Origin of the sequence: Streptomyces violascens (assembly GCF_014649955.1) — a bacterium.
Classification (GTDB): Bacteria; Actinomycetota; Actinomycetes; order Streptomycetales; family Streptomycetaceae; genus Streptomyces; species Streptomyces violascens.
This window is the reverse complement of the sequence record NZ_BMUA01000012.1, coordinates 109,250-135,879: the sequence shown is the minus strand read 5'-3', so window position 1 is coordinate 135,879 and position 26,630 is coordinate 109,250. Positions and strand designations below refer to the sequence as shown.

The following is a 26,630-nucleotide window of genomic DNA, read 5'->3' as shown; positions in this document are numbered from 1 at the left end:
CCCTAGTTCCCGGGCTCGCCCCCGCATCCCCATCACCCGCAGGACAGATCCGGCGCAACCATTGCGGCGTCCCTAACTGCACCATTTCACCCAAACCCGGCGCCACACGAGAGCGGTTAATCCCCCTCGGGGTTCTGCCGCCCCCACTCCTCGAACTCCCCCACCACATCCCGCAGCCGCCACGGCGGGGATTTCAGGAACATGCCGCGCAGCTCCGCCACCGGGACCGCTGCCGGGCGGTAGTCCTCGTCCTCGTACAGGTCCTCGTGGTCCGGGTCCTCCATCGGGTCGTCCGGGACGCCCACGAACGGGCCCTCCCACGTTTCCGAGTCCATCGGCGCCGCCGGGTTCACCTTCCACACCGCGCCCGCCCGTACGCACACCTCGCCCAGGTACCACGCCGGCGCGGTCACCCTCGGGGTGTGCTGCGCGGCCCGCACGTCCTCCCATCCGGACGACTCGGACGACTCGGACGACGAGAAGTCCGCCTGCACCGCGCGCTCCAGGCCGTCGACCGAGTCGGCCGAGAAGTCCCAGGTGCCCGGGTGCGACTTCGCCCACTCCGCGAACGCCGCCTCCTGGTCCGACAGCCACGTCCTCAGCCGGGGATGGTCCGTCCACTGCTGCTCGCTCATGGGCAACGAGGGTACGGGAGTGGCGTAAGGGGCTTGTGGAGAAGGGGAGTTGGGAGTTTGGGGGGCCGGAAAACTGTGAGGCTCCTGTGGCACGCGAGGGCTAGCGTGTGGTGCTGCGCGACGCCATTGAGCACGGGGGCCCCTGGTGTCGCTGCACGCTTCACGCCCACCTCTTTGGGCTCCCGGGGAAAGACACGCTCGCGTGAACCATCCGATGTCCCGTCCGAAGTCCCCTCCGACGTCTTCGATATCCACGCGCCGGCACCACCTCTGGGCGCGCGCCGCGGTCGCTCTCGCCACCGTCGGCATCCTCTCCGTCAGCGGCCTGCCGCAGCTCCAGGGCACGGCCGACGCAGCCGTCAAGGCACAGCCCTGCGAGCAGATGTTCAAGCTCAAGGGCAAGCCCACGGACCCGGGCAAGCTGCCGTGGGCCAACGGCGACGCGGTGCGGCCCGAGACCGACTGGGACTCCTACGGGTTCCCGAACCAGCGCCAGGCCATGGACGGCCTCACCCTGCCCGACGACCCCGCCGAGCGGGACAAGATCCTCGACAAGCTCACCCTGCCCTACAAGAAGTACCCGGAGGGCACCCCCGACCGGGTCTACGCGACGTACAAGGACTACCTGTCGCGCAACGGCAACACCGACACCAAGTACGGCGGCTTCGGCAACTGGCTGTACGAGGCCTACATCGAGGTGTACGGGCGCCAGCCGCGCGGCGAGACCTTCCACGGCAAGGTCGTCAAGGACCTCGGGCTCCTCGGGCCGGACTGGATCTGCGAGGAGACGTTCGACGTCACCGACCCGGATACCGGCAAGCCCTACAAGCGGCGCTTCGACGCGGTCAACCACAAGACCAAGGAAGTCGTCGAGATCAAGTCCGGCGGCAACCACGACACTGAGCAGGCGCCCAAGGACCGCGCGTTCCTGAAGGACCCGAAGTACAAGGACTACAAACTCCGGTACGCCTTCGGGCAGCCGCAGTCCGAGGACACCCTCAAGTTCACCAACGGGCTCAAGAAGCTCGGCGGGCAGGGCCGGGTCACGACGTACGAGCACGTCTCCACGCCGCAGCCCGAGTTCCAGCCGGGCAAGTACACCGCCCAGGACACCGCGAAGAGCATCGGCCGCGGCGCCGACGTCGTCCGGCAGTCGCCGCCCAACCCGGCCGACATGAAGCGGCAGATGGACCGCATCCGGGCCGCCGACCCCGAGGGCATGCGCGTGCGCGGCCCCGGTGGCGTCGACTTCTCCACTCTGGAACTCCGCTACGTCGGCAAGCCCGTCAAGGGCCAGGGCCTCAACTACTCGTTCTCCGCGAACAAGGTCGACGAGTCGTCCGGCCTCGGCTACGGCGGGCAGCAGAAGGCCGAGCTGATCTCGGACTCCTTCTTCACCTGGCTCGCCCTGACGCCCGAGAAGTTCTGGGTCAACCTCAACCCGGACCAGCCCGACAAGATCATGGACAAGACGTTCGGCAAGACCGACGCCGGACGTGTCCTGCTCCAGGCCGACCTGGAGATGAAGCACGACTACGCCAAGGACATGGACCCGCGCACGGGCGTCGGCAAGCAGCTCTGGGACAAGCTCACCGCCGAGAACATCCCCTGCACCCACGGCGTACGGAACTGGATCGTCCCCAAGCCCGCCGAGGTCCGCGAGCAGAACGGCGGGCTCTACATCCTCGACGCCCCGCTCAAGGTCAACTCCGTCCCGCAGGACTTCAAGACCCCCAGCCCCAACGGGAGTTGCAACCTCACCGAGGCCCAGCACAAGCGCGTTCAGGAGCTCATGGACGCGATGATCGTGCCGGACATCGAGAAGAAGGTGAACACGGACGGCAAGTACGCCGACCTGCGTGCCGTCTACAACGCGCGGGTCGCGGCCGAGTGGATCCGCCAGCAGGACGCCAAGTCGCCGACGGACTACCACGCGACCATCAACAGCAACAAGGTCGCCGACTGGCCGCTGCGCGGCAAGAACGCCTCCTGGACGCCTGAGCAGACGTACAAGGACTACGTGAAGTCCTTCACCCAGGGCGACTACAGCTACCCCTGCGAGAAAGCCGGCCGCCCCGGCACCTGCGTCATGGGCGGCGTCGACTTCTCCAAGTCGCCCAAGCAGAACGTCACCCAGGCCAAGTTCACCGCCGAACACAAGAATCTGCCGCGTACGACCGACATCTCCGTCAAGGCGATGACCGACGACGCCGAGAACAAGGCGCTGCTCGCGCTCGGCGGCAACACCGCCGCCCACACCGGCACGGGAGGCGGCACGAACCCGACCCCGACCCCCACACCGACCCACCCCGGCCGGCCCTCGACTCCGCCGACCACACACAGCCCGAACCCCGGCCCCACCGGGGTGCCGTCCAACGACCACCACGCGAGCGGGGGCCTGGCCAACACCGGCACCCAGATCGCCACGGTGGCCGGCGCGGCGGTCGCACTGCTCGCAGCGGGCGCGGGCCTGGTGTGGCTCCGCCACCGCCGCAGGGCCTCGGGCGGGGCCTGACCCTGCGTATACCTGGGGCCCCTGGGGGGCGTGATCCTGCGTAAACCTGGGGCCCTGGGGGCTAGCCCCTGCGGGGGCGTGCCCCTGGGCCCCCGGGGGCGTAGCCCTGGCGGGGCTTAATCCTGGGGGTGCGGGGGCTGAGTGTTCGGCTGCGGGTACGTCGTGGCTGGTCGCTCCCCCAAGTTCTCGGCTTCGCTCGAACAGGGGGGGACCCCCATCGCGGCGGAGCCGCACAATGCCACAGCCCCGGGCCCCTGTCGGGGCCGTCCTTGGCAGAGTGCCCACGCAGGCACTCCCAGCCCGTCATGGGGGTCCCCCTGGCCCTCAAGGCCTTGGGGGAGTTGAGGACGAGCGCCCTTGAGGCGCGAACGGGGTCTGGGGCGGAGCCCCAGGAGGCGAACTCGGCGTGACGGGCCATCAGTTGCTGAGCCTCGAAGGGGCACCCTCACCCACCCGCGCCCCGTCAGGGCCGTACGCCCCGGACAGCACGGCCACCAGCCGCAGCGCCATGTCCAGGTTGCAGCGCCCCAGGTCCACCAGCGGGAACAGCACGTGCCCCGCGCAGGTCAACGGGTCGATCCGCAGCGACGGCAGCACCACCCCGGCCCGCGCCAGCTCCTCCCGCAACTGCTCCACCGCCTCTTCCGTCGCCCGCACCCTCTCCACAGCCGTCAGCGCCATCTGCCTTGCCCTCCTGCGAACCGAGTGTCCTACTTTCCTTACCCAGCGTGGCCGAATCCAGCTAGCCTGACTACAGACGGCGACCCAACAACCCCGCATGTCCAGGGAGTTGCCCATTCCAGGCCCCAAGGACCTCGACCCGTCCGCCTCCCCTCGCGCCTTCCTCGGCGCCGAACTCCGCTTCGCCCGAGAAAAATCCGGCCTCACCCAGGACGAACTCGGCCAGCCCCTCTTCGTCTCCGGCTCCTTCATCGGCCAGCTCGAATCGGGCACTCGCCGCATGCACCTCGAATACGCCCGCCAGATCGACCAAATCCTGGGCACGGAGGGTTTCTTCACCCGCAACTGCGTCGCCGCCGCGAAGTCCAAGTACCCGGACCACTTCGCCGAGGCGGCAGAGGCGGAAGCGGTAGCGACGACGATCCGCGAGTACGCCCCCTCTCTCATCCCGGGCCTCCTTCAAACCGAGGCATACGCGCGAGCCGTCTTCCGCGCCCATCGGCCCACCGCAACGGAGGCCGTCATCGACGACCTAGTGTCCGCGCGACTGGAGCGCGCCCGGCTCCTCGATGATCCAACAATCCCCCTGTTGTGGGCGGTACTTGATGAATCCGTACTGCGTCGGAGGGTGGGAGGGGACACGGTGATGGCAGAGGCCCTGACCCATGTCGCCACCCTTGGCCTCCGCCACCGCATCATCGTGCAGGTACTTCGATTCAATGCGGGAGCGCATGCAGCAATGAGCGGCGCCCTCAAGCTGATGGCGTTCAACGACGCTCCCCCACTGGCTTTCATCGACGGCCTGGGCACTGGACGACTGGAAGACGATCCGGCCACCGTCGCCCGGCACGAACTGACCTACGATTTGGTTGGGGCCAGCGCACTGTCACCGTCCGAATCCCTGGCCCTGATCGAATCAGTGGCAGAGGATTACGCCCATGGAGATCAGCCCTGAGTACGACCTGAGCAAGGCGAGTTGGCACAAGTCCAGCTACAGCGGCGGCGAAGGCGGCAACTGCCTGGAGATCGCCCGCTGGCAGAAGTCCAGCTACAGCGGCGGCGATGGCGGCGACTGCCTGGAGGTGGGCGAGTGGCGCAAGTCCACCCACAGCGGCGGCAGCGGCGGCGACTGCCTCGAAGTCTCGGACGACTTCCGCCACATCGTGCCGGTCCGGGACTCGAAGAACCCGAACGGACCGGTGCTCGTCTTCCCGGCAGCCGCCTGGTCGGCGTTCATCGAAGACGTACGGGCGTGAGGGACGGGGACGACGAACCCGTCTTCCGCAAGTGCAGGTTCGGCACCAACAGGTACGAGTACAACCCAGCGAACCCGGTGGGCCGCGTACTGATCGTGGTCACGGTCATCGGGGTGATCGTCGGCCTCGTCGTGATGGGGTCGTCGCACTGAATGCGTAATGGGCTCGGGGCTCAAACCCCGGGCCCTTTTACGTTGCCGACCTTGCCAATTTCGCGGCATGGCCAGGACATCGCATACGGCTCGAAGCTCAAGCGGTGAGCCCCGAGCCGTGCTTGAAATCGAATGGGCGGAGGGCCTCAACCCGCCCTCCCTCCCGGCCAGTTGAGCGAGCCGTACAGAGAATTCGCACTTTCCGCGTTCGACTTGCGACGGAGGGTGACGACCCTTTAGCGTCCAAGACGACAAACAGCCCCCGGGGCGCAGAAACGCCTCCGGGGGCCACCGCCGCGATCGCTAGCAACGATCCGGCGGCATGACCACCTAGATCGTCAGGACCGATCCGATGGCTGACAGCCACTTTAGTAGCGCACCCCCCGCCGCGCACGCGGACCCGCATCCCATGGCCAATCCGGGCTACGGAAAACGGTGCGTACCCGGCCAACGAGCCCGCACGAACGACGACTTCTCGCACCTTCCGCCCCGTGAAGCCGCCGTCGCCGCGTACGTCGACCGGCTGCCGGAAGGCGCGGACATCTCCGTGAAAACGCTGGCCAAGGTGCTGCCGTACGGCCAGTGCGCCTTGCGCACCGCGCTCCAACGCCTCGTAGGAGCAGGTCACTTGCGCCGAGGACGGGAACATCTGATCGGCTCGGACAGTGCACGCTGGGTGACCCGTACGTGGTTCTCGCGTACGGCGAGGGACGACACGTGGTGGGCCGAATTCACCCGGGGGTGTGTCGCCGACGAACCGGCGCCGCCCGCACCGGCATCCACGGTCTCCCCCTCAGCGACTCAACCCCCCACCCGGAGCCGGGCGTTCATACTCCTTGCCGCCCTGGGACGTACCGCCCCAGCGCTCTCCCTCTCCGCACGGGACTGCTCGGATCTGGAGCCGCTGGTGGTGCCGTGGTTCGAGCGCGGCGCAACGGACCAGGACGTACTGCGCGCCCTGACGACCGGCCTCCCGACCCCGGTGTACAGCGCCGCCGCCATCACCCGGACCCGCCTCATCGGCAAGCTGCCCCCGGAGCGTGCCGCGCCGGTACGCCCGGCCTTGCGCATCCTGGAGTGCGCGAAGTGCGGCACCCCGGGCCGCCCGGAGGCCCTGCCGGGCGGCGAATGCGGCCCCTGCCGAGGCGAACCCGAACCCCGCCCGACCGTCTCCACCCTCCCCAGCGAAAAAGTCCACGCCCACGCCGCCGAGGCCCGCGCGGCAGCAACCCGGTCCCGCCCCGATAGGGCTCCCGCATGACGATGCAGCCCATCCGCGCGCGTGGCGGGGCACGGCGTAGGGGAGGAGGCGATCCGATGACCCCCAGCACCGCCGAGCACCCCAGATGTCCGTCGAGGACTTCGAGGAGCTCGCTCGCCACGCTCCCGAGACGGTGACTCTTGAGTTCATCAACGGAAAGCCAGCGGACAAGCCCCTCCCCGACGGCGACCAGGTAACGATCTTCATGTGGCTGCTCCGCCAATGCATACGGCATCGGCCCGACCTGGACCTGCATCCCGAGCAGGGCCTGAAGGTAGGGGCGTACCGCAACGGCCGGGCCAGGCGGACGGCTCGCTCGGACCGGTGGGCCACTTCGCCGGCCTGGGCGAATGGGCAGATCCCGCCGGCGTCCTCATGGCCGTGGAAGTCACCTCCCACGACTCCGGCACCGACCGCCGCGACCGCGTCGAAAAACGCGACGGCTACGCCCAGGCCGGCATCCCCGTCTACCTCCTCATCGACCGCGACGCCAACACCTTCGTCGTCCACAGCGACCCGCACGACGGCACTTACACGCAGACCGTCCCCCACCCCTACGGCGCGACTGTCCAACTACCCGACCCGGTAGGCATCACCCTGGAAACCGAGAAGCTCAAGGACTACGCGCTGTAGAGGTTCATGCCGCGGAACGCCACCGTCACGCCGAGGCCAAAAGTCCCGCTCATGGCGCAGTTCCTGCTCGGATGTCGACCAAGCCCGTCGCGTCGCGCACCTTCACCCCGCCGTCGGTCGTGGACACCTCCACCTCACCTACCGACGACAGGTTCAGCCCGCACGCACCCAGCGACAGAGCAGAGCGGGCTCGGAGCAGGGTCGGAGAAACGCCGAAGGCGGCACCCCCTCTGATGGGGATACCGACCTCGGCTTACAACCAGGAGCTACCGAGCCGGGGCTCACTGGTTGGTCATAGCCGTCCGACCACTACGCCGCGCCATGTCCACCCCGACTGGAGGACTGTGTGTTGCAGGGGCTTTTTTATCTCGGAGCTGTCTAGGTGAAATGTCTTAGTCGCCTCGAACCCGCCGTCAGGCCCTCGTCCGGGTGTCCAGCGTCGGGAAACCGTGTGTACCTGTCCACGCGTGTACTCAGTCGACACGGCTAGTGTGGGGGTGCCACCTACCCATGTGACGTCCCACTGCCGGTCGAGAGCGCGAACTTCATGGCGCGCCGGTACGATGCGCAGCCGGACCTGAAGCACTCGGCTTATCTGGGTCCGGGCGAAGAAGGTGTGCCAAGCGGGTTCGCGGATCCGCCACTCCGCTACCAGGTCGGCGCGTTCCGACGAGGTGCCGCTGCGCACAAGGTAGGGCACATTGGGCCCGTTGAGCGCGAGCAGTGCGGCTCGGACGTCCTCGGCGGAAAACGGTGCGACACCGCTGTTCGGGCGTTTTGTACCGGTCAGCTTGTCGAAGAGACGCATCAGGTAAACCTATGAATATCTAGTTGTTCAACACAAGGTCTCCGACGTTGGTGTGACGAACTATGGCCCAGTACCTGTGTCTGGGCGAACCGTGCGCAGGAAGTCTTGGAAGTCTCCCACGATGCTGTCGTGCTGTGTCGCGGTGGCAGTCAGAACCATCCGGATCACTGCCCGTCTGCGCGGGTCTCCGACGTCCAGCATGGACAGATAGACATGGGACTGAACTAGATCGCGGAGGACATCGCCGGAGACGGCAGAGAGAGCCAACCGCTGTGTCAGACCGGGCGCATCTGCGGAGCCGATCTCGCGACGGCTAGTCACCACCACAGAGTCTGCTACTTCACGCAAGCGTTCCACCGACGCATCAGCGATGTCGACCAGCGTTGCATTGTCCGGCCGGTAGTCGCCATCGATGGTGATGTTGGCGGTGAATCCGGCATCAGGATGCGGATGCAACGCGATGAAAGCGACGTCCGAAGCGCCGACCTCCTCCGGAGGCGCCGCCTGCCAACCTTGGGGTAGGCGGAATTGAATCGGGACTGGCAGCGTCGTGGGCATCTCACGCCCTCCTTCCACGCGAAAGTACATCAGAGCCAGCTGGTGACGGTGTGCTTGAGGATTGAGCCAGCGACATCTCCGACTTCATCGGCTGCGTCACCCACTGCTTCGGCCGCATCGCTGATTGCGTCGCTCACCTTCCCTGGGTCGACTGTAAACTCCCCGCCCACAGAGCCTCCGAGACCGACAGCAACGCCTGCCTTGCCGCCGATATGAAACTTGCCATCGTCCCCCTTTCCAAAGGTCACCTTGGCCTCAGCCCCCACGCCAGCCCACCCTTCAGCCGTCCCGCCGGCTCCGATGCCGGCGACCTCCGCGCCACCGGCGACCGTGCCTTTCGCCCCAGCGAACGCCTTAGCACCTGCGTTGACACCCTCCGGACCGACCCCGGCGCTGACTTGGGCCTCAGCGCCAGCGAAACCCTCACCCCGTCCATAAATGCCGACATGCCCGTATTCGGCACGCCCTTCAGCAAGGGCCCGTACTCCCTCAGACGCCTCGGCCTTACCGGTGACGCCCTTGTCGGTGATGCCGAAATTCGCCGATGCCCTATATCCCACGTAGGCATCGGCGATGCCCGAGAGCTTCATTGGCCCGTCGGTAAGCGACCCCTTCGCGGTTCCATGGAGGAGGTCCGCATACGCCTTGACTGAGGCTTCCTTGCCATACTTGGGGCCGCCTACGGAGACGCCGGTATCCAAGCCGTCGGTCTTCATGGTGGTCACGGGCTCGTCTGGCTTCCCAGCTTTCGACAAGTCGCCTTCAGCATGCGCATTGAACCCGCTGAGGCCACCACGGCCGTCCAGCGAGATGGTGCTTGCCGCGCGGGTCAACGCCCGCCTCACGCTTTGATCGGTTTCGTCGACCGCCTGCACTGCCTTGGCGATGTCTTCGGTCCAACCCTGCTCCTTCTGGCGGGCATCTGCCATCAGCGCGGGGTAGTCCGGATCATGATGGAGGGCGTATTGCTCCTGAGCGGAGAGGTCGTCGAAGCCGGTGTAAGTGGCCTTGCCCGAGCCATCGACTCTGTAGTTCTTCGCCTCGGCGTCAGTGACCAGGTCCTTCACCGCCTTCTGCAGACGGGTCAGCTGGGTATGCGCCTCCTTCAAGAGGCTGGCGACAGCCAGCGCTTCTTTCTTGGCTGCCTCGTATTCAGACGCCGTGGCGGTGGACTTGCCTTGCTGCGCTCCGAAGGCCTGCCCCTGCCAGTTGCCGTTGGCCAGCGCGCGCTGTATGTGCTTGCCGTAGTCGACTGCCAGTTCACCGAAGCGCTCGCCCATCTTCTGCCACGCCTCGGACACGTCTGACAGCGGCGACAAGTCGGCGGTCATCACGTCGTGAAAACTAAGTGTCACAGCAGTCCCCTGGTCACCACTGGTCGAAACTGCTGGCCGGACGGGGCGCGCCATACGGTGGGCCGAACTGTGCTCCTGCGGCGTGGTCTTGGTCCTGGAAGAGGGTCTTCGTGCCGTGCAGTGCGTTCAGTTCCTGATGCAGTCGGCCCATCAGGCGGTCCACCTGTCCCTGCCAGACGGTCATCGCTTCCGACAGCCCAGACTCTGCAGCCCAGGCGGACAGACCCTTCAACCCAGTGTCTGGCTTAAGAAATATCGACTGCGGCCCGCCGCCCGGACCTGTCATCGGCGGATGCACCTGGCCACCGCCTTCTCCCATGCGACCGGCAGCCTGTGTATCCAGTAGCAGATGCTTCTCCATAAACGTCGCGGCACGCGCCTTGTCGCTCACGGAACTCGCGAACGTCTCGTCACCGCCGCTCAGTGCGCCTTCTTTTGCCTGACTGGGTATCAACTGCTGGTCTTCCAGCCCCCCGTGCCCCACAAGCCGTCCCCTCATGCACGCGCCTCCCCGTGATCCAGCACCGTGCGGGCGCAACACGGGTGCTCAGCTTGCACCGTACCTGTCTGTTTGAAACTGCGTGCCCCCAGGGCAGAACCGGATTTGCCCAGCCCGAGGACGCTCGGGCGACCGATGCCAAGCGCTCTTCGGTTTGACGGCCAGATTTGTCCGTCCTGGGCCGTATATCCACCCGTAACGCCTTGACCACCGCTCTATTCCCTGAGCCATTCGTACTCAGAGCATCCGCGCTGCCCCTGCGCCACCGCCCGCACCCATCCAGCCGCATTTGATTCTGACGCCGCACCACCGCGTCGACCTTTAACCGCGCCCACTCGTCCCACGCCATCGCAGAAGCTCCACGTGCGCCTGCTGCCTTTATTCCCTGGCCGCCCCAATCCCCTGCTTGGGGAGCTCACTTGAAGCCTGGGCGGCTGCAACTCGGCGGCGGCGAGAGCGAAGAAACCAGAGGCCGACGAGCACGCCTGTGAGCCCTAGGGCGCCAACACCCAGGGGGACTGCGTAAGTTGTTGCTTTGCTTTCACCAGCTTCTGCCGTCGGGGGCACATCATCCCCGGCGGGGCTCTCGATGGAGCTCCCCTTGGGCTTCGGCGCGGGGGGCGCGGCTGGCAGAGTGAGGTCGGTCAGGGGGTATACGTCGGCGGGGCCGGGGTCACCGGGGTTTTCCAGGGCGACTCGGGGGCGGACGATCCCGTAGCCGATCGAGTCGTTGCGCTTGGCTCCGTTGGTAGGGGCGCCGATCGTGTTGAGCATGACCCGCAGGACTTGGTTGTTGGTCCATTCCGGATGCTTGGACCAGATCAGGGCGGCGGAGGCGGAGGCGATGGCGGTGGCGTCGCTGGTGCCGTGTGATGTGCACACGCCGGTCTCGCTCTTGCAGGCGTGCACCATGTCGTCGCCAGGCGCTGCCAGGTCCACCTGAGGGCCGTATTCAGACTCAGCAGTTTTGCGAAGGTCCTTGCCCACCGCCGCTACGCCCACCACGCCTGGTGTGGCCGCCGGGTATTTGACTCCGTTGTCCTCGTTGCCGGAGTTCCCCACGGCAGCGAAGACCAACGAGCCCTTGTCCAAGGCGTATTTCACTGCTGCGGTCAGCTGCGGCGAGCCCTCACTCCTCCCCAGGGAGAGGTTGATGACTTTCGCGTTCTGGTCAGCCGCATATCGGATCGCCTGAGGAGCAATCGTGTGGAATTGCTTGTCGCTCTCGGCCTGGTTGGCACCATCAGTCGAGTTAGGCATGCGGATCGGGAGGATCTTTGCACCTGGGGCAAGGCCGAAAGCACCCCTTCCTCCGTCGGAAGCCCCGGTGCCAGCGATCAGCCCCGCCATGCCAGTGCCATGGCCGTCGTAGTCGACGTGTGCATCTCCCGGTTGGTTCTGCGCGAAATCCTTGCCCGGTAGAACTTGTCCCGAGAGGTCCCGGTTGTTCGGGTCAACGCCTGTGTCGATTACTGCGACGACGACGCCTTTGCCCGTGCTGGTCCGCCACATCTCCTCAGCCTTCATGGAGTCGAGGAACCACTGATCCTCGCGCGCCGGCCTCGCCAAGGCCGGCGCAGCGGTGGCACCCACGAGTACCAAGCCACACAACGCCGATACCGCAGCGGACCCTCGCCTGCGCCGAACACTGCTCGATGGCATGAGCTTCCCTCGCGCCTTTCTTGAACGCATCATCAGTCGATGACTGGCGGCACAACGCGCGGGTCGTCCCGCAGCCACGTCTCATCGTCCTCGACTAGGTAGCCGGGACCTCTCCCGCCCGTCTCACGCCGTGAACGTCCCTTTTGAGAGTCTCGGGGCGGTCGCCCACTGCCATGGGCTCCGCCGCCGGGACTCCCAACGACCGGCCGCCCGCCAGAGATGCCTCCTCGTTCCGCACCTGCACCGGACGATACGGAACGGGGACCGCCAGCTCGCCCCGACTGCTGTGCGCTTCCGCCGCTCACCCCGTTGCGCGGAGTCAGCGCACCACGGCCAGGCATCGCTCCCGGACGCCCCACTGCCTGCCCAGCAGGGCCAGCTCCCGCGACGGGCCGGGCCACTCCGTGACTGCCCGCGTCTTCCGCCCCGACGACGGTTCCCTTCGGGACACTACCGTTTGGCCGATCCGGCCCTGCTGGAACGGGGCGACCGCCGACGATGCCGGGGCTGCCGCCCGGCATGCGCACGGGGCTGCGCCCGGATGCGGCTTGCCCAGTCCGCGCCAAGGGGCCCTCCCCGGCGGTAGCCCGCCCCGTACCGAAGGGGCCCGGAGGCACACTTAGTCCTGCGCCGAAAGCCGACGGCGGCATCCGCACTGCCGACGTCTCACCGCCGTGGCCCGGGCCCGGGCCACTCCCAGTGGGGCTCGGCGGCGGCGACGTCTGAGGCAGCGTGGCCACCGAGTCGATGTCCACCCGCGCGGGCTGGTGAGCGTCCCCCAACGTGGGGTGCACTGGTGAGGTGAGCTCCGAATGGGTCCTCGGGCTGGAGCCGCCAGAAGCAGAATCGGGGGCTTGTACCGAATGCTCAGAGCCGCGGCCGGCCAAGTAGGCACCCTCAGCCGTGCCACCGGAGCTCGTCCTGGTTTGCTGAGCGTCGTACGAATCACGTGTCGGCGGCGCAATCGCCTGCGGCGGCGGAGGAAACTTAGGCCGCTCCAAGCCGTTCATCTGCGTCGCAGACTGCTGATACGCCTGTCCCAGCTTCCGCATCTGTGCGACAGCCTCCTGCCGCACCTTTTCCTTGTCCGCCTCCAGGGCCGCCAGTTCGCCCGCGGATTTCTTGCTGATCGCTGCCGCGTCCGGGTCGTTGTGGGCTGCTCGTGCCGCGTCCAGGTTTGCCTGGGCGCCCGGCTTGTCGCGGGGGATGGTGGCCTGGGCCGAGGCGATCGCGTCGGAGGCGTGGCCCAGCCAGGTGGAGGAGCCCTCGCTGAAGTCGCCCAGTCTCAGCGTGGCGTTGGCCAGGTCTGCGCTCCAGGTGCGGAACGCGTCCGCGCCCGCGCCCTTCCACTCCACCCACTGGGGGCGGACCTTCAGGTCTTCCGCGATCTTGCGGATCTCCTTGGCCGCCGCCGCCAGCCGGTCGGCAGCCCCCTGCACCGTGCCACTGTTCGCCTGGTCCAGCCAGGCCAGCATGGCTTCGTGGCTCATGCCCTCAAACGGCGTGCTGCCGCCCATCAGATCGTCCCTCCGGCGTCGCCGCCCGACGGCTTCGGACTGGGCTTGCTATCGGTGTTGCCCAGGTCGCTCTTCGGCTTCGCCTGGGCGGGGTCGTAGGTGCCCCCGTAGTGCTTCTCCGTTTCCACGCTGATCGCCGCCATACGCTCACGGATCTCCGCGTCGATGTTCTGGTAGCCCTTGTGCGAGGCGAGGACCGCGATGCCCATGCCTTCGATGGAGTCCGACAACAGCCCCGACAGCGTTTCCAGTTCGGTGATCACCGTCTCGTACGAGGTGAACAGACCCGATGCCTCGGTGAACGCGCCGGCCCCTCCCCCGAACTGGTCGCGCGCCAGGCGTTCCTGGCCCACCTCGCCCGGGCCGGCCGGCGAGCCCTTGAGGTTTCGGATCAGTTCATCGACCCGCTGCTGGAACTTCGTGAACGACGACAGCTCGGTGACCACATCGCCCGCGGCCGCCCTCGCCACGTCGAGCACGTCGAACACCCACGGCGGCGACTGCGACGCACCCTTGTCCTCGCTCGGTGCCAAAACACCCTCCCCCGTACAGCCCTGTTCTCACGTGCAACTCTAACTATCGGTAGTTACAGAACACAGTTCGCCCATCGCAAAGAGCGACAGAAACAGGCCAATGTGAGTCGCGAACGCCCACGACCCCCCGTCACGCCGAGGCCAGAAAGTCCCGCTCGCGGCGCAGTTCCCGCTCGGTGATGGTCAGGGGGAACAGAGTGAAGCCATGCATCGCGCCCGCGACGACGCCCAGTTGCACCGGTGCCCCCGCCGCCTGCCACCGTGCGGCCAGGAACAGTGAGTCGTCCAGCAGCGGGTCCTCGGTGCCGACGACAATCCGGGCGGGCGGCAGTCCCGTCAAGTCCCCGAACAGGGGCGAGACCTCCGGACTGCGGCGCTGTTCCTCTCCCATCCCTGGTGTGAACAGCTCGTAGCTGCCCCGGATCGCGTCGGTATTGCTCAACAGTTGCCGGGGGCCGAATGATCGCTGGCTCGGGGTCATCGACAGGTCGTAGGGGCCGAAGAGCAGATGCGCCGCCCGGAACGCACCCGCTGTGGCGTGCCGGTCGCGCAGGCGCAGCAGCGTCACGACGGCGAGGTGGGCACCGGCCGATTCACCGCCGATCATCAGTCGTTCCGTACCGAACTCGGCCGCGGCGTGTTTCACCAGCCACCGGGCAGCGGCTTCGCAGTCGTCGGGCCCGGCAGGGAACGGGTGCTCCGGCGCGAGGCGGTACTCCACACTCACCACGGCCAGCCGCGCCTGCTCGGCGAGGCGCCAGAGCCGCTCGTCCTGTCCGTCCGCGGACCCGAACGCCCAGCCCCCTCCGTGGATGTGCAGATACACACCGTCGACCTGGTCCGGGACGAAGACCCGTACCTTCACTCCGCCCTCGACCACGCGGTCCTGGCCCTGCGGCAGTCTTACCGGTGGCGCGTCGCCGCCGAGCCGGTTGCGCCGCAGGAGCGCCAGCGTGGCCGCGCTCGGTGCCTGCCCGCGAGGTGGGCGGCTCGCGGCCGCCGCCTCGAACTGCTCGTTGAACGCCAAGGTCTCGGGGAGGCAGTCCTCATCTGTGATCGTCATGCGGTCGACAATCGCAGCCCTTCGCGACAGCCCCCTGTCACCGTTTCCCTGTGAGCCGCGTCATGCCCACCGAGCGGTTCCGGTAGGCCAGGCTCAAGTCCCGTACCCCAGTGCCTACTTGGCGGACCTCAGCGATATGTCACCGTTGCTCGTCGTCAGGTTCAGGTGGTGGGGGGCCGACGCCGTGTTGGGTATCGACAGCTTCCTGCCGCCGCTCTGGGTCTGGGCCGAGACCTCGTACGGGGCGGACGGGGCGGTCAGCGTGATGCTGCCGTTGGTGGTCTGGGCCGTGACGTTCTGCACCGTGGCCGGGGTCAGGGAGATCGAGCCGTTGGACGCCCGGGCCGTGATGTCCGTGCCCTTCAGGGCGTCCGCGTCGATCGAGCCGTTCGTCGTGCGGATGTCGACCGGGCCCGTCGCGTCGTGCACCTTCACCCCGCCGTCGGTCGTGGACACCTTCACCTCGCCCACCGACGACAGGTTCAGCCCGCCCGCTTCGGTCGAGCCCGTGACCGGGATGCCCGCGGGCACGTCCACCGTGTAGTCCACCGAGCAGTGGCCCGAGCAGCCCTCAAGGACCAGAACGCCGTTCTCCACGTGGTACGTCGTGTCGTCCGGCTTGGACTTGCCCCGGTAGTTGACCTCCCGGTGCACAGCTGCCTTGTCCAGGCCCTTTCTGCCGCGGATCCGGAAGCCGTCCGCATTCCCGTCTATGCGGACCGCGGTGATCCTGTCCTTCACGGTCGCGTCGTCCTTGAACGTCTTGTCGTCCAGCGGGCCGCACGCACCCAGCGCGCCGGCCGCAAGGGCGGTGAGGCTCACGGCCGCGATGGCTCGGATCCGCAGACGTGTGGTGCTCATGAAACTCCCCCGAATGTGCGTCATTTCCTTGCGAGTCGGGCCGGTCCCGCCCCCTCTGATCACAAATTCTGCCCGGCCCGCAGGCCCCGCACCATGGAGCCAGCACCACCTTCGGCCTTCGTATTTTCCGTACCCCAAGGGTTCGGAACAGGTTCTGTACGGGGTTGGAAAAACGACCGAGGGCGGCACCCCCGCTATGGGGGTGCCGCCCTCGGCGTACAGCCAGGAGCTACTGAGCCGGGGCTCAGAAGTCCATGTCACCGCCCGGCATGCCGCCCGGAGCGGCCGCAGCGGCCTTCTCCGGCTTGTCGGCGATGACGGCCTCGGTGGTCAGGAACAGCGCGGCGATGGAGGCGGCGTTCTGCAGGGCAGAGCGCGTCACCTTCGCCGGGTCGATGATGCCTTCGGCGATCATGTCGACGTACTCACCGGTCGCGGCGTTCAGGCCGTGGCCGACGGGCAGGTTGCGCACCTTCTCGACGATGACGCCACCCTCGAGACCACCGTTGACGGCGATCTGCTTGAGCGGGGCCTCCAGGGCCAGCTTCACGGCCTTGGCGCCGGTCGCCTCGTCACCCTCGAGCTCCAGCTTCTCGAACACCGCGGAGGCCTGGAGCAGCGCCACGCCACCACCGGCGACGATGCCCTCCTCGACGGCCGCCTTCGCGTTGCGAACGGCGTCCTCGATGCGGTGCTTGCGCTCCTTGAGCTCGACCTCGGTGGCCGCGCCCGCCTTGATGACGGCCACGCCGCCGGCGAGCTTGGCGAGGCGCTCCTGGAGCTTCTCGCGGTCGTAGTCCGAGTCGCTGTTCTCGATCTCGGCACGGATCTGGTTGACGCGGCCCTGGACCTGGTCGCTGTCACCGGCACCGTCGACGATCGTCGTCTCGTCCTTGGTGATGACGACCTTGCGGGCGCGGCCGAGCAGGTCGAGACCGGCGTTCTCCAGCTTGAGGCCGACCTCCTCGGAGATGACCGTGCCGCCCGTGAGGATGGCGATGTCACCGAGCATGGCCTTGCGGCGGTCACCGAAGCCCGGGGCCTTGACGGCGACGGACTTGAAGGTGCCACGGATCTTGTTGACGACCAGGGTCGACAGGGCCTCGCCCTCGACGTCCTCGGCGATGATCAGCAGCGGCTTGCCGGACTGCATGACCTTCTCGAGGAGCGGCAGCAGGTCCTTGACCGAGCTGATCTTCGAGTTGACGATCAGGATGTACGGGTCGTCGAGCGACGCCTCCATACGCTCCATGTCGGTGGCGAAGTACGCCGAGATGTAGCCCTTGTCGAAGCGCATGCCCTCGGTGAGCTCAAGCTCCAGACCGAAGGTCTGCGACTCCTCGACGGTGATGACGCCTTCCTTGCCGACCTTGTCCATGGCCTCGGCGATGAGCTCGCCGATCTGGGTGTCGGCGGCGGAGATGGAGGCCGTCGAAGCGATCTGCTCCTTGGTCTCGACATCCTTCGCCTGCTCCAGGAGGGCGGCGGAGACGGCCTCGACGGCCTTCTCGATGCCACGCTTCAGGGCCATCGGGTTGGCGCCGGCGGCCACGTTGCGCAGACCCTCGCGCACCAGGGCCTGGGCCAGGACGGTCGCGGTGGTCGTACCGTCACCGGCGACGTCGTCCGTCTTCTTGGCGACTTCCTTGACCAGCTCGGCGCCGATCTTCTCGTACGGGTCCTCGAGCTCGATCTCCTTGGCGATGGAAACACCATCGTTGGTGATCGTGGGGGCGCCCCACTTCTTCTCGAGGACGACGTTGCGGCCCTTGGGGCCGAGGGTGACCTTGACGGCGTCGGCGAGCTGGTTCATCCCGCGCTCGAGACCGCGCCGTGCCTCCTCGTCGAACGCGATGATCTTGGCCATGTGAAGTGGTCCTCCCGGACAGGGGTGGCGTTCTTCGTGGATCGCGCCGGCGCCCGCGACGGACGGCCTGCGGCCCTTGTGGTTCCTTGCCCCACGCGGGCTGCGGGCCTCACTGACCCGATCCAAGTTCTGTCACTCTCACTGGGAGAGTGCTAAGCCCAATGATTAGCACTCGGCACCTGCGAGTGCAAGCGAGTCTCTTGAACCGGGCGCCTCCACTTACCGGTGCTGTCCGGTTCTCCCGGGGCGGCGGGGGCTCCGCCCCCACACCCCGGCTCCTGCGGAGGGCTGTCCGTTTCGTCCGCGGGCCGTGCGTAGCTTGTCGCGCAGTTCCCCGCGCCCCTAGGACCGCTTTCGACTGCGGGCCGTGCGTCGTGCCCGCGCCGCTCCCCGCACCCCAAAAACCCGCCCCCGGCCGCGGGCCGTGCGTGCCTGGTGGCGCAGTTCCCCGCGCCCCTGGGACCGCTTTCGACTGCGGGCCGTGCGTCGTGCTCGCGCCGCTCCCCGCACCCCAAAAAACCCGATCTCCACCTCGGGTCGTACCTGGCTGGTCGCACCGTTCGCCGCGCCTCTGACAGGGGCGCGAACGGGGTTCGGGGCGAAGGCCCTGGCAGGGACCCACCGGGCTGCGCCGCGGAGGACGCAGGGACGCGTGAAGGGGGCCACCCTTTTGGGCAGCCCCCTTCATGCGTGCGTGCGTCGGTGGCCGATCGCGCCGAGATCAGACGGCGAGCTTGACCATGTCCGCCTGCGGACCCTTCTGGCCCTGCGAGATCTCGAACTCGACTCGCTGACCTTCTTCAAGGGTGCGGTAACCGTCCATCTGGATCGCGCTGTAGTGGACGAAAACATCCGCACCACCGTCGACCGCGATGAAGCCGTACCCCTTCTCCGCGTTGAACCACTTGACGGTGCCCTGAGCCATGCCTAACTCCCCTATTACTGGCCCTTGCACGGGACCACACTTCGCGGACCCGGGTCAGACCTCCACCCTCCGACAGGAGAGGGTGTGCGCCGGAACGCGTCGACCGCGGCTGAATGTATCTGCCCAACTGCCCTCTGCAACAGGTCAATCGGACGAGAATTCCGGGCACACACCGGGAGCGGAATGCCGTGAATTCAACATTCCGGGGCAAGTCGGGCCGGGCAAAGCGCACTTAAGGCACAAAGGACACACACACTTTGACCTCATGTTGTCGCGTTCTCATATGCACTTGGCACTCGAAGCGAAGGCGCTTCCCCAACTGTACCCCGCTCAACCATGCTGAATTGCCCCCTCCGCTTCTCGTGCGGAGAGGGCAACTCTGGGTTCAACTCTGGGTATGGATGAAGTTGAACGCGCGGTCGGTCAGCCGCCTGCCACAGCCGGGATGATCGAGACGCCCGCGCCCTCGGGGGTGGCCGTCTGGAGGCCCTGCTCGAAGCGCACGTCGTCGTCGTTGACGTACACGTTGACGAAGCGGCGCAGCTTGCCCTGGTCGTCCAGGACGCGCGCGGCGATGCCGGTGTGGTTCTTCTCCAGGTCGGCGATGACCTCGGCGAGGGTGGCGCCCTCGGCGGCGACCTCGGCCTGGCCGCCGGTGTAGGTGCGGAGAATCGTGGGGATGCGGACGTTCACGCTCATGGTTCGGTGCTCCTAGTCGTTCAGGTCGGCAGTGGCTCAGTGGACGAGGCCCCCGTCGGGCAGCGCCTCAGTGGGCGAGGCCGGCTTCGCGGAAGGCGTCCAGGCTCGGGCGGATGGTCGCGGTCGCCTGGGACGTGGCGGCCACCGCGTCCAGCGTCTTGAGCCCGTCGCCGGTGTTGAGCACGACCGTGGTGAGCGACGGGTCGATCAGGCCGGCCTCGATGAGCTTCTTGGTGACGCCGACCGTCACGCCGCCCGCGGTCTCCGCGAAGATGCCCTCGGTCCGGGCGAGGAGCTTGATCGCGTCGACGATCTGCTCGTCGTTCACGTCCTCCACCGCACCGCCCGTACGGCGCGCGATGTCCAGGACGTACGGACCGTCCGCCGGGTTGCCGATCGCGAGCGACTTGGCGATGGTGTCCGGCTTCTGGGGGCGTACGACGTCGTGACCGGCCTTGAAGGCGGTCGACACCGGGGAGCAGCCCTCGGCCTGCGCGCCGAAGATCTTGTACGGCCTGTCCTCGACGAGGCCGAGCTTGATCAGCTCCTGGAGGCCCTTGTCGATCTTGGTGAGCTGGGAGCCCGAGGCGATCGGGATGACCAGCTGGTCGGGCAGCTGCCAGCCGAGCTGCTCACAGATCTCGTACGCCAGCGTCTTGGAACCCTCGCCGTAGTACGGCCGCAGGTTGACGTTGACGAAGCCCCAGCCCTCGCCCAGCGGGTCGCCGATGAGCTCGGAGCAGAAGCGGTTCACGTCGTCGTAGTTGCCCTCGATGCCGACGAGCTCGCCGCCGTACACCGCGGCCATGACGACCTTGCCCTGCTCCAGGTCGTGCGGGATGAACACGCACGAGCGGAAGCCGGCCCGCGCGGCGGCGGCGCCGACCGCGCCCGCGAGGTTTCCGGTGGAGGAGCAGGAGAGCGTGGTGAAGCCGAAGGCGCGCGCGGCCTCCAGGGCCTGGGCTACGACGCGGTCCTTGAAGGAGTGCGTCGGGTTGCCGGAGTCGTCCTTGACGAACAGCTTGCCGGGCTCGACGCCCAGCTCGCGCGCCAGGTTCTCGGCCTTGACGAGCTTGGTGAAGCCCGGGTTCAGGTTCGGCTTGTCGGCGACGTCGGCGGGGACGGGCAGCAGCGGCGCGTAACGCCAGATGTTCTCCGGGCCCGCCTCGATCTGCTTGCGCAGCGCCTCGGGGTCGCCGAGCGGCAGGTCATAAGCCACTTCGAGCGGTCCGAAACACAGTTCGCAGGCGAAGATCGGGCCAAGTTCGAAACGCTGGCCGCACTCGCGGCAGGAAAGCCCCGACGCCGGACCGAGATCAACGGCGTGGTCGGCAGAGGTACGGTTTTCGACAGTCTGTGCAGACATGGAGGGGAGGCCCTTTCTCCTCATCTTCCTCATGGCGAACATCGCCATGAGACGGATTTGGCACCTTCCCTAGCCGGTGGCCTCGTGTCTTGATCGTAGAGATCGACGAGAACCGACTGGAGGGTTGCCGGGGCTTCAACGGGCCGTTTCCCTCTGCCCCTCTGGATGAGCGGTATTCGATTGTCAGCGTGACGACGACCCCCGACATGCGACGGTCATCCGCGTTGTTCAAGACTGTAACCGAAGGCCCGGACGGTTGAGATAGTCGTCCGAACCGCGAGATGGATCACATGAGGAGGCCAGGAACCGTGCTGGAAGAGGTGGAGCGCTGGCTGAGCAGGCGTTCCTGGTCCGCGAGTGAGCGGCCGGTCGAGCGGATCCTGGCCGCGAAACAGCGCACGGGTACGACCGTCAGTGTCGTGTTGCCCGCCCTCGACGAGGAGGCCACCGTCGGTGAGATCGTGGCCGCGATCCGGCGCGAGCTGATGACCGATTCGGTGCCCCTGGTCGACGAGCTCGTGGTGATCGACTCCGGGTCCGGCGACCGCACGGCCGAGGTCGCGGCGAAGGCCGGCGCCCGGGTCGTCCACCGGGACGCGATCCTGCCCCGCATACCCGCGCTGCCCGGCAAGGGCGAGGTGCTGTGGCGCTCGCTCCTCGTGACCAGCGGCGACGTCGTGTGCTTCATCGACGCGGACCTGAAGGACTTCGACGCGGGGTTCGTCTCCGGGATCGTCGGGCCGCTCCTGACCGACCCGGACGTGGACTTCGTCAAGGCGATGTACGACCGCCCCTTCGGCGCCGAGTCCGATTCGCTCGCCTCCGGCAGGACGCCGGGCCAGGGGGGTCGGGTCACCGAGCTCGTGGCGCGGCCGCTGCTCAATCTCCACTGGCCCCAACTGGCCGGAATCGTCCAGCCGTTGGGGGGCGAGTACGCGGCCAGGCGCTCGCTCCTGGAGCGGCTGCCGTTCCCCGTCGGGTACGGGGTGGAGCTCGCGCTGCTCGTCGACGCGCTGCACACGGTGGGGCTCGACGCGCTGGCGCAGGTCGACGTGGGCGTACGCAAGCACCGCCACCAGGACGGGCAGGCGCTCGGCCGGATGGCCGCCGCGATCTACCGCACCGCGCAGCTGAGGCTGTCCCGGGGCCATCTCGTACGGCCGGAGCTGACCCAGTTCGAACGCGGCGAGCACGGCTTCGTACCGCATACGTACGCCGTGGACACCGAGGAGCGGCCGCCCATGCGGGACGTCGAGGAGTACGCGGTGCACCGGGCGGCGTAGGACGGCCGGATCCCGCTCCCGGGGGCGGGCGTACGCGTGTTTGAGGGGTTGCGGGGCGGGCTAGGTTCCGCAACATGGTCACCGCGCACGCCGCCCCCAGGGCCCAGGTACTCGTCGCATCGAATCGCGGCCCCGTCTCGTACGCGCTGAAGGAGGACGGGTCCCTCGAATCCAAGCGGGGCGGGGGCGGGCTCGTGTCCGGGCTGAGCGCGATCGGCTCCGACGTGGAGTCGGTGTGGGTGTGCGCGGCGCTCGGCGAGGGAGACCGCGAGGCGGTGCGGCGCGGCGTGGGCGAGACGGGCGTCCGGATGCTGGACATCGACCCGGCCGTCTTCTCCGACGCGTACAACGGCGTCGCGAACTCGGTGCTGTGGTTCGTCCAGCACATGCTGTACCAGACGCCCCTCGAGCCGGTCTTCGACGCGGAGTTCCGGCGGCAGTGGGCGTCGTACGAGGCGTACAACCGCGCCTTCGCGGAGGCGCTGGCGGCGGAGGCGGGGGACGCGGCGCGCGTCCTGGTGCAGGACTACCACCTGGCCCTGGTGCCGGGGATGCTCCGCTCGCTCCGCCCCGATCTGCGCATCGCCCACTTCTCGCACACTCCGTGGGCGCCGGTGGACTACTTCCGGATGCTCCCGGACGACATCGCGCGGCAGCTGCTGCGGGGGATGCTGGGAGCGGACCGGCTGGGGTTCCTCACCTGGCGGTGGGCCTCCGCGTTCGCGGAGTCGGTTGCGGGGGTGCTGGGGGCGGACGAGGGCGAGTGGGTCGGCTCGCCCGGCGGGGAGGGGCGGGTTTTCTTCCGGCACGGGGTGAGTGGGGAGCGTGCCGCTCGCGAGACCGACCTCGCCGTGCACCCGCTCGGCGCGGACGGCGACTTCCTGCGGCGGCGTGCGCACGAGGCCGACGTCGAGGAGCGCATGGCCGCCCTGCGCGAGCAGATCGGGGAGGGCCGGCGGACCATCGTGCGGGTCGACCGCACCGAGCTGTCGAAGAACATCGTGCGGGGCCTGCTGGCTTACCGGCATTTGCTGGACACGCACCCGGAGTGGCGGGAGCGGGTCGTGCACGTGGCTTTCGCGTATCCCTCCCGGCAGGATCTGGCCGTGTACCGGGAGTACACGGAGGAGGTGGGACGGGTGGCGGCCGAGATCAACTCCGTTTACGGCGTGCCGGGTTGGACTCCTGTCGTCCTTCACGTCCAGGACGACTTCGCCCGGTCGCTCGCCGCTTACCGGCTCGCGGACGTCGCCCTCGTCAACCCCGTCCGGGACGGCATGAACCTCGTCGCCAAGGAGGTTCCGGTGGTGTCCGACTCGGGGTGCGCGCTGGTGCTGTCGCGGGAGGCGGGGGCGGTCGCGGAGCTCGGCGATGACGCGATTGTCGTGAACCCGTACGACATCACGGGGACGGCTGCCGCGTTGCACGCGGGGCTGAGCATGGCGGAGGAGGAACGGGCCGAGCGGACCAAGCGGTTGGCTGTGGCGGGGACTGCGGTGCCGCCTCGGCGGTGGTTTTTGGGGCAGTTGGAGGGGTTGGGGGGCTAGGGGGCCAGGGGCGTTTCCCACCCACCTGCCCGCGCCCCGGAGTCGGGGGCGCGGGCCCCCTGGGGCGGAGCCCCAGGGCACCTCGCCGAATCGCAACCCGCCCCTGCCGGGGCTACATGTGGGCGGCCAGCGTTCGCAGGAACGTCGTCACCGACGCGGGACCGGTCAGCAGCAGGTCCGCTCTCTCCGCCAGTTCCGCGATCACCGTGTCCGCCGCCACCAGCAGCCCCGGCACGCCGTCCGAGCGGAGTTTTTCCACGGCGGCGAACGCGGGGAGGTCGCCCAGGTCGTCGCCCACGTACAGGACCGACTCGGCGCCCACCTCGCGTATGTACGCGGCGAGCGCCACCCCCTTGTCCATGCCCGGGGGCCTCAACTCCAGTACCAGACGGCCGGGTTCGAGGACCAGCCCGTGATGGGCGGCCAGGTCGGCGAGGGGGGTGCGGAGGGCGTCGAAGGCGGCCTGGGGGTCCTGGGCCCGGCGGGTGTGGACCGCGACGGCCTGGCCCTTCTCCTCGATCCAGGTGCCGCGCCAGGCACCGTGCGCGTCGAGGACCCCGGGGAGTTCCGCGCGGGCGGCGGCCACGCCGGGGTGGGGGGCGGGGGTATGGACGGTGCCGGTGACCGCGTCCCAGCGCTCGGCGCCGTAGTGGCCCAGGACCACGAGGTGCTCCAGGCCGGCTACGCCCGCGAAGCCCCCGTACCGGACCGCGACTCCGGCCGGCCGGCCGGTGACGACGGCGACGGATGCGACGTGCGGGGTCAGCGCGGCCAGTGCGGGTACGGCGTCGGGGTGGGCCCGGGCCTGCTCGGGGTCGGCGACGATCTCGGCGAGCGTGCCGTCGAAGTCGATCGCGACGACGGCCCGCTCCGGGCGCGCCAGGATCGCGGCGAGGCCGTCGCGGCCGAGCTGGGTGGCGGGGGTCGGCAGGGGCTGCGGTTGGCTTCCCATGCGGCCGACCCTATCGGGGTCCGGGCGGGTGGGGGTGGGTGCACGTATGGCGCAACGGCGCGTGCGTCAGCGGCGGTCGCGCTGTTCGTCCCTGGCCCGGCGCAGGCGGTTGACGGTGACGGGGGCGTGGGCGAGGGCGCGGGTGTCGTCCAGGAGGGCGTTGAGGAGCTGGTAGTAGCGCGTGGGAGAGACCCCGAGCTCCTCCCGGATGGCCCGTTCCTTGGCCCCGGGGGTGGGCCAGGCCCGGCCCTCCATCCGGAGCACGGCGCTTGCGCGGTCGTCCAGCTCTTCTGCCATGTCGTCCACGGTAGACCTGGCAGGAGTGCAGGGTGCCGGGACGGGGTGCAGGATTCGGCGGGGTGCGCCGGGGCTCCGCCCCAGACCCCCATCCGTCCGCGGACCGTGGGCGGCTGGTCGCGCGGTTGCCCGCGCCCCTGGCAGCGCGGGACTTGGCAGGGTGTCGCGGCACCCCCCCCGGGGTCTGGGGCGGAGCCCCGAGGAACCCGGGGTTATTCCGCGTTCTCCGCGTCCAGCGCCACCTTCGCGATGTCCTGGAGGACCGCCTTCGGCGAACCCCCCGGCCCCACAGCCGTACCGATCTTCTTCTTCACCGTCTCGCTCACCTTCGGCCACGACGTCTTGCCGACCGGGGGCAGCTCGGACGTCGGCAGGGCGTCCAGGAACGGCTTCAGGTCCTTGTGCTTGGCGTCCGCCGCCATCGCCGAGGACGCCGACACGGTGGACGGCAACAGGTCGTACTGGTCGGCGAACTGCAGCACGTTCTGGTCGGAGAACGTGAAGTCCAGGAACTTGCCGATCTGCGCCCGGTGGCCGCCCTGCTTGAAGCCCATGATCCAGTCGGCGACGCCCATCGCCGCCTTGGCCTTGCCGCCCGGCCCGGGCAGCGGCACCATGCCGAACTTGATGCCCTTCTTCTTCGCCTGCTCCATCAGCGAGGGGTGGCCGTTGAGCATGCCGACCTCGCCCTTGGCGAACGCGTCGAACGCGTCCTGCCGGTTGAGCTTGGCGGGTGCGACCGGGCCGGTCAGGTCGGGCTCGACCAGGTTGGTCTTCAGCCAGTCGAAGGTCTGGATGTTCTCGGGCGAGTCGATGTCGTAGCCGTCGACGGTGTTGGTGTAGCCGCCGTTGCCGCTGAGCATCCACATCATGGTCTCGGCCTGCGCCTCCTCGCTGCCGAGCGGCAGCGCGAAGGGGGTCTTCACACCCTTGGACTTGAGCACCTTGGCGTCGGTGGCGAGCTCGGCCCAGGTGTTCGGCGGCCGGATGTGGGCCTGGTCGAACAGCGTCTGGTTGTAGAAGAGCAGTCGCGTGGAGGCCACGAACGGCATGCCGTACTGGACGCGCTTGACGTTGCCCGCGTCCGCCAGCGGCGCCAGGAAGTTGGCCTCGGTGGGGATGGAGAGGAGCTGGTCGACGCTGTAGAGCTTGCCGCTCGCCGCGTAGTCGGAGTACGCGCCGATCTGTGCGATGTCGGGGGCGTTGCCCGCCTTGACCATCTCGGCGACCTTGGCGTCGACGACGTCCCAGGAGAAGATCTGGACGTCGACCTTGATGCCGGGGTTCTTCTTCTCGAACGCGTCGACAACGTTGTGCCAGTACGTCTTCGTACTGCCGCCGCCGGATATGTCGTAGTCGGCCGCCACCAGCTTGAGGGTGACGTCGCCGGAACCGCTCTGCCCGCCGCATCCCGAGAGCACTGCCGTCATGCCGAATGCGGCCACCGCCGCGGTGAAGCCCAAGAAGCGCCTGCGCACGCGCTATCCCACCCTCGTCGTGATCCTGGCGGATCCAGTCGGTCCCCGTGACGTCCTGTATGTGAGCTGCGATTTTCCCTCACACGGGGGAATGAGGTCTACACCAGTCGCATATCGCTTCCGCAACGCCCGGTGCAAGAGTACATTGGGAAACTTTGCGAGCAGAAAGCGCTTTCCCCTTCATTCGGCGAGTGGACTAGACCTTTCATGGGTGTTGGCGCGAGACT

Annotated in this window: 23 protein-coding genes, 1 pseudogene and 1 riboswitch; of the genes and pseudogenes, 8 read left to right on the top strand and 16 right to left on the bottom strand. The window is 68.1% G+C overall.

From position 1 onward, the window contains the following. Positions 1-116 precede the first annotated feature (116 nt). On the bottom strand, positions 117-635 hold the full coding sequence (locus IE206_RS23515; RefSeq protein ID WP_189965156.1) for a hypothetical protein: 519 nt from the start codon (positions 633-635) through the stop codon (positions 117-119). A gap of 214 nt (positions 636-849) precedes the next feature. On the opposite strand from IE206_RS23515, the gene IE206_RS23510 reads away from it, so the two are divergent. After that, positions 850-3,150: a hypothetical protein gene (locus IE206_RS23510; RefSeq protein WP_189965153.1), complete on the top strand. Its 2,301-nt coding sequence runs from the start codon at positions 850-852 to the stop codon at positions 3,148-3,150. A 417-nt stretch (positions 3,151-3,567) separates the two neighbouring features. Here IE206_RS23510 and IE206_RS23505 read toward each other — a convergent pair whose 3' ends face one another. Beyond that, the gene (locus tag IE206_RS23505) at positions 3,568-3,831 is read right to left on the bottom strand and encodes a hypothetical protein (RefSeq protein ID WP_189965151.1); all 264 of its coding nucleotides are present in this window, start codon (positions 3,829-3,831) and stop codon (positions 3,568-3,570) included. Positions 3,832-3,928: 97 nt separating this feature from the next. Here IE206_RS23505 and IE206_RS23500 point away from each other — a divergent pair, with 97 nt between their 5' ends. The 5 genes and pseudogenes from IE206_RS23500 (at position 3,929) to IE206_RS23480 (ending at position 7,133) form a co-directional block, all read left to right on the top strand. After that, entirely contained in the window at positions 3,929-4,786 is an 858-nt protein-coding gene (locus IE206_RS23500) for a helix-turn-helix domain-containing protein (protein WP_373300971.1), read from the top strand. Further along, positions 4,770-5,087, top strand: coding sequence for a DUF397 domain-containing protein (locus IE206_RS23495; protein ID WP_189965149.1), 318 nt, complete (start codon positions 4,770-4,772; stop codon positions 5,085-5,087). The genes IE206_RS23500 and IE206_RS23495 overlap by 17 nt, the downstream gene beginning before the upstream one ends. Beyond that, entirely contained in the window at positions 5,084-5,239 is a 156-nt protein-coding gene (locus IE206_RS23490; RefSeq protein ID WP_189965147.1) for a hypothetical protein, read from the top strand. The genes IE206_RS23495 and IE206_RS23490 overlap by 4 nt, the downstream gene beginning before the upstream one ends. 409 nt (positions 5,240-5,648) lie before the next feature. After that, the gene (locus IE206_RS23485) at positions 5,649-6,500 is read left to right on the top strand and encodes a hypothetical protein (protein ID WP_226598996.1); all 852 of its coding nucleotides are present in this window, start codon (positions 5,649-5,651) and stop codon (positions 6,498-6,500) included. Positions 6,501-6,556: 56 nt separating this feature from the next. Further along, positions 6,557-7,133, top strand: a pseudogene (locus tag IE206_RS23480) (Uma2 family endonuclease). A gap of 868 nt (positions 7,134-8,001) precedes the next feature. Here IE206_RS23480 and IE206_RS23475 read toward each other — a convergent pair. The 11 genes from IE206_RS23475 to thrC form a co-directional block, all read right to left on the bottom strand. After that, complete coding sequence (locus IE206_RS23475; RefSeq protein ID WP_189965143.1) at positions 8,002-8,499, bottom strand: hypothetical protein; 498 nt, start codon at positions 8,497-8,499, stop codon at positions 8,002-8,004. A 29-nt stretch (positions 8,500-8,528) separates the two neighbouring features. Beyond that, entirely contained in the window at positions 8,529-9,830 is a 1,302-nt protein-coding gene (locus tag IE206_RS23470) for a hypothetical protein (protein ID WP_226599017.1), read from the bottom strand. A 37-nt stretch (positions 9,831-9,867) separates the two neighbouring features. Further along, positions 9,868-10,353, bottom strand: a complete 486-nt coding sequence (locus tag IE206_RS23465; RefSeq protein WP_226598994.1) for a hypothetical protein — start codon at positions 10,351-10,353, stop codon at positions 9,868-9,870. Positions 10,354-10,731: 378 nt separating this feature from the next. Beyond that, entirely contained in the window at positions 10,732-11,946 is a 1,215-nt protein-coding gene (mycP, locus tag IE206_RS23460) for a type VII secretion-associated serine protease mycosin (RefSeq protein ID WP_308433943.1), read from the bottom strand. Positions 11,947-13,531: 1,585 nt separating this feature from the next. Then, entirely contained in the window at positions 13,532-14,065 is a 534-nt protein-coding gene (locus IE206_RS23455) for a DUF2563 family protein (RefSeq protein WP_226598993.1), read from the bottom strand. A 130-nt stretch (positions 14,066-14,195) separates the two neighbouring features. Continuing rightward, positions 14,196-15,128 (bottom strand): alpha/beta hydrolase, encoded by a 933-nt coding sequence (locus IE206_RS23450; protein WP_189965138.1) that lies wholly within the window; start codon positions 15,126-15,128, stop codon positions 14,196-14,198. Between the two features lie 114 nt (positions 15,129-15,242). Further along, the gene (locus IE206_RS23445) at positions 15,243-15,989 is read right to left on the bottom strand and encodes a DUF4097 family beta strand repeat-containing protein (protein ID WP_226598992.1); all 747 of its coding nucleotides are present in this window, start codon (positions 15,987-15,989) and stop codon (positions 15,243-15,245) included. 244 nt (positions 15,990-16,233) lie between these two features. Continuing rightward, positions 16,234-17,856, bottom strand: coding sequence for a chaperonin GroEL (groL, locus tag IE206_RS23440; protein ID WP_189965136.1), 1,623 nt, complete (start codon positions 17,854-17,856; stop codon positions 16,234-16,236). A gap of 721 nt (positions 17,857-18,577) precedes the next feature. Next, a complete protein-coding gene (locus tag IE206_RS23435; protein ID WP_005315736.1) occupies positions 18,578-18,781 on the bottom strand; it encodes a cold-shock protein in 204 nt (67 codons plus the stop codon). A gap of 423 nt (positions 18,782-19,204) precedes the next feature. Next, complete coding sequence (locus IE206_RS23430; protein ID WP_189965133.1) at positions 19,205-19,480, bottom strand: MoaD/ThiS family protein; 276 nt, start codon at positions 19,478-19,480, stop codon at positions 19,205-19,207. A gap of 67 nt (positions 19,481-19,547) precedes the next feature. After that, positions 19,548-20,846, bottom strand: coding sequence for a threonine synthase (thrC, locus tag IE206_RS23425; protein ID WP_189965131.1), 1,299 nt, complete (start codon positions 20,844-20,846; stop codon positions 19,548-19,550). Positions 20,847-20,863: 17 nt separating this feature from the next. Continuing rightward, positions 20,864-21,018, bottom strand: a riboswitch (SAM riboswitch). A 136-nt stretch (positions 21,019-21,154) separates the two neighbouring features. Here thrC and IE206_RS23420 point away from each other — a divergent pair. Next, the gene (locus tag IE206_RS23420) at positions 21,155-22,129 is read left to right on the top strand and encodes a glucosyl-3-phosphoglycerate synthase (protein WP_189965130.1); all 975 of its coding nucleotides are present in this window, start codon (positions 21,155-21,157) and stop codon (positions 22,127-22,129) included. Between the two features lie 74 nt (positions 22,130-22,203). Continuing rightward, a complete protein-coding gene (locus IE206_RS23415; protein WP_189965128.1) occupies positions 22,204-23,676 on the top strand; it encodes an alpha,alpha-trehalose-phosphate synthase (UDP-forming) in 1,473 nt (490 codons plus the stop codon). Positions 23,677-23,788: 112 nt separating this feature from the next. Here IE206_RS23415 and otsB read toward each other — a convergent pair whose 3' ends face one another. The 3 genes from otsB to IE206_RS23400 form a co-directional block, all read right to left on the bottom strand. Continuing rightward, positions 23,789-24,628 carry a trehalose-phosphatase gene (otsB, locus tag IE206_RS23410; RefSeq protein ID WP_189965126.1) on the bottom strand — a complete coding sequence of 280 codons (840 nt, stop codon included), beginning with the start codon at positions 24,626-24,628 and terminating at the stop codon, positions 23,789-23,791. A gap of 66 nt (positions 24,629-24,694) precedes the next feature. Then, the gene (locus tag IE206_RS23405) at positions 24,695-24,925 is read right to left on the bottom strand and encodes a DUF3263 domain-containing protein (protein ID WP_189965124.1); all 231 of its coding nucleotides are present in this window, start codon (positions 24,923-24,925) and stop codon (positions 24,695-24,697) included. Positions 24,926-25,137: 212 nt separating this feature from the next. After that, complete coding sequence (locus IE206_RS23400) at positions 25,138-26,403, bottom strand: extracellular solute-binding protein (RefSeq protein WP_226598991.1); 1,266 nt, start codon at positions 26,401-26,403, stop codon at positions 25,138-25,140. Positions 26,404-26,630 lie beyond the last annotated feature (227 nt).

Coding starts and splice junctions, on each gene's coding strand:
- IE206_RS23485 (WP_226598996.1), top strand. CDS start 5,649: ATGGCCAATCCGGGCTACGGAAAACGGTGCGTACCCGGCCAACGAGCC.
- IE206_RS23510 (WP_189965153.1), top strand. CDS start 850: ATGTCCCGTCCGAAGTCCCCTCCGACGTCTTCGATATCCACGCGCCGG.
- groL (WP_189965136.1), bottom strand. CDS start 17,856: ATGGCCAAGATCATCGCGTTCGACGAGGAGGCACGGCGCGGTCTCGAG.
- IE206_RS23435 (WP_005315736.1), bottom strand. CDS start 18,781: ATGGCTCAGGGCACCGTCAAGTGGTTCAACGCGGAGAAGGGGTACGGC.
- thrC (WP_189965131.1), bottom strand. CDS start 20,846: ATGTCTGCACAGACTGTCGAAAACCGTACCTCTGCCGACCACGCCGTT.
- IE206_RS23445 (WP_226598992.1), bottom strand. CDS start 15,989: ATGAGCACCACACGTCTGCGGATCCGAGCCATCGCGGCCGTGAGCCTC.
- IE206_RS23450 (WP_189965138.1), bottom strand. CDS start 15,128: ATGACGATCACAGATGAGGACTGCCTCCCCGAGACCTTGGCGTTCAAC.
- IE206_RS23475 (WP_189965143.1), bottom strand. CDS start 8,499: ATGCCCACGACGCTGCCAGTCCCGATTCAATTCCGCCTACCCCAAGGT.
- IE206_RS23405 (WP_189965124.1), bottom strand. CDS start 24,925: ATGGCAGAAGAGCTGGACGACCGCGCAAGCGCCGTGCTCCGGATGGAG.
- IE206_RS23505 (WP_189965151.1), bottom strand. CDS start 3,831: ATGGCGCTGACGGCTGTGGAGAGGGTGCGGGCGACGGAAGAGGCGGTG.
- IE206_RS23500 (WP_373300971.1), top strand. CDS start 3,929: ATGTCCAGGGAGTTGCCCATTCCAGGCCCCAAGGACCTCGACCCGTCC.
- IE206_RS23415 (WP_189965128.1), top strand. CDS start 22,204: ATGGTCACCGCGCACGCCGCCCCCAGGGCCCAGGTACTCGTCGCATCG.
- IE206_RS23515 (WP_189965156.1), bottom strand. CDS start 635: ATGAGCGAGCAGCAGTGGACGGACCATCCCCGGCTGAGGACGTGGCTG.
- IE206_RS23495 (WP_189965149.1), top strand. CDS start 4,770: ATGGAGATCAGCCCTGAGTACGACCTGAGCAAGGCGAGTTGGCACAAG.
- IE206_RS23430 (WP_189965133.1), bottom strand. CDS start 19,480: ATGAGCGTGAACGTCCGCATCCCCACGATTCTCCGCACCTACACCGGC.
- otsB (WP_189965126.1), bottom strand. CDS start 24,628: ATGGGAAGCCAACCGCAGCCCCTGCCGACCCCCGCCACCCAGCTCGGC.
- IE206_RS23465 (WP_226598994.1), bottom strand. CDS start 10,353: ATGAGGGGACGGCTTGTGGGGCACGGGGGGCTGGAAGACCAGCAGTTG.
- IE206_RS23470 (WP_226599017.1), bottom strand. CDS start 9,830: ATGACCGCCGACTTGTCGCCGCTGTCAGACGTGTCCGAGGCGTGGCAG.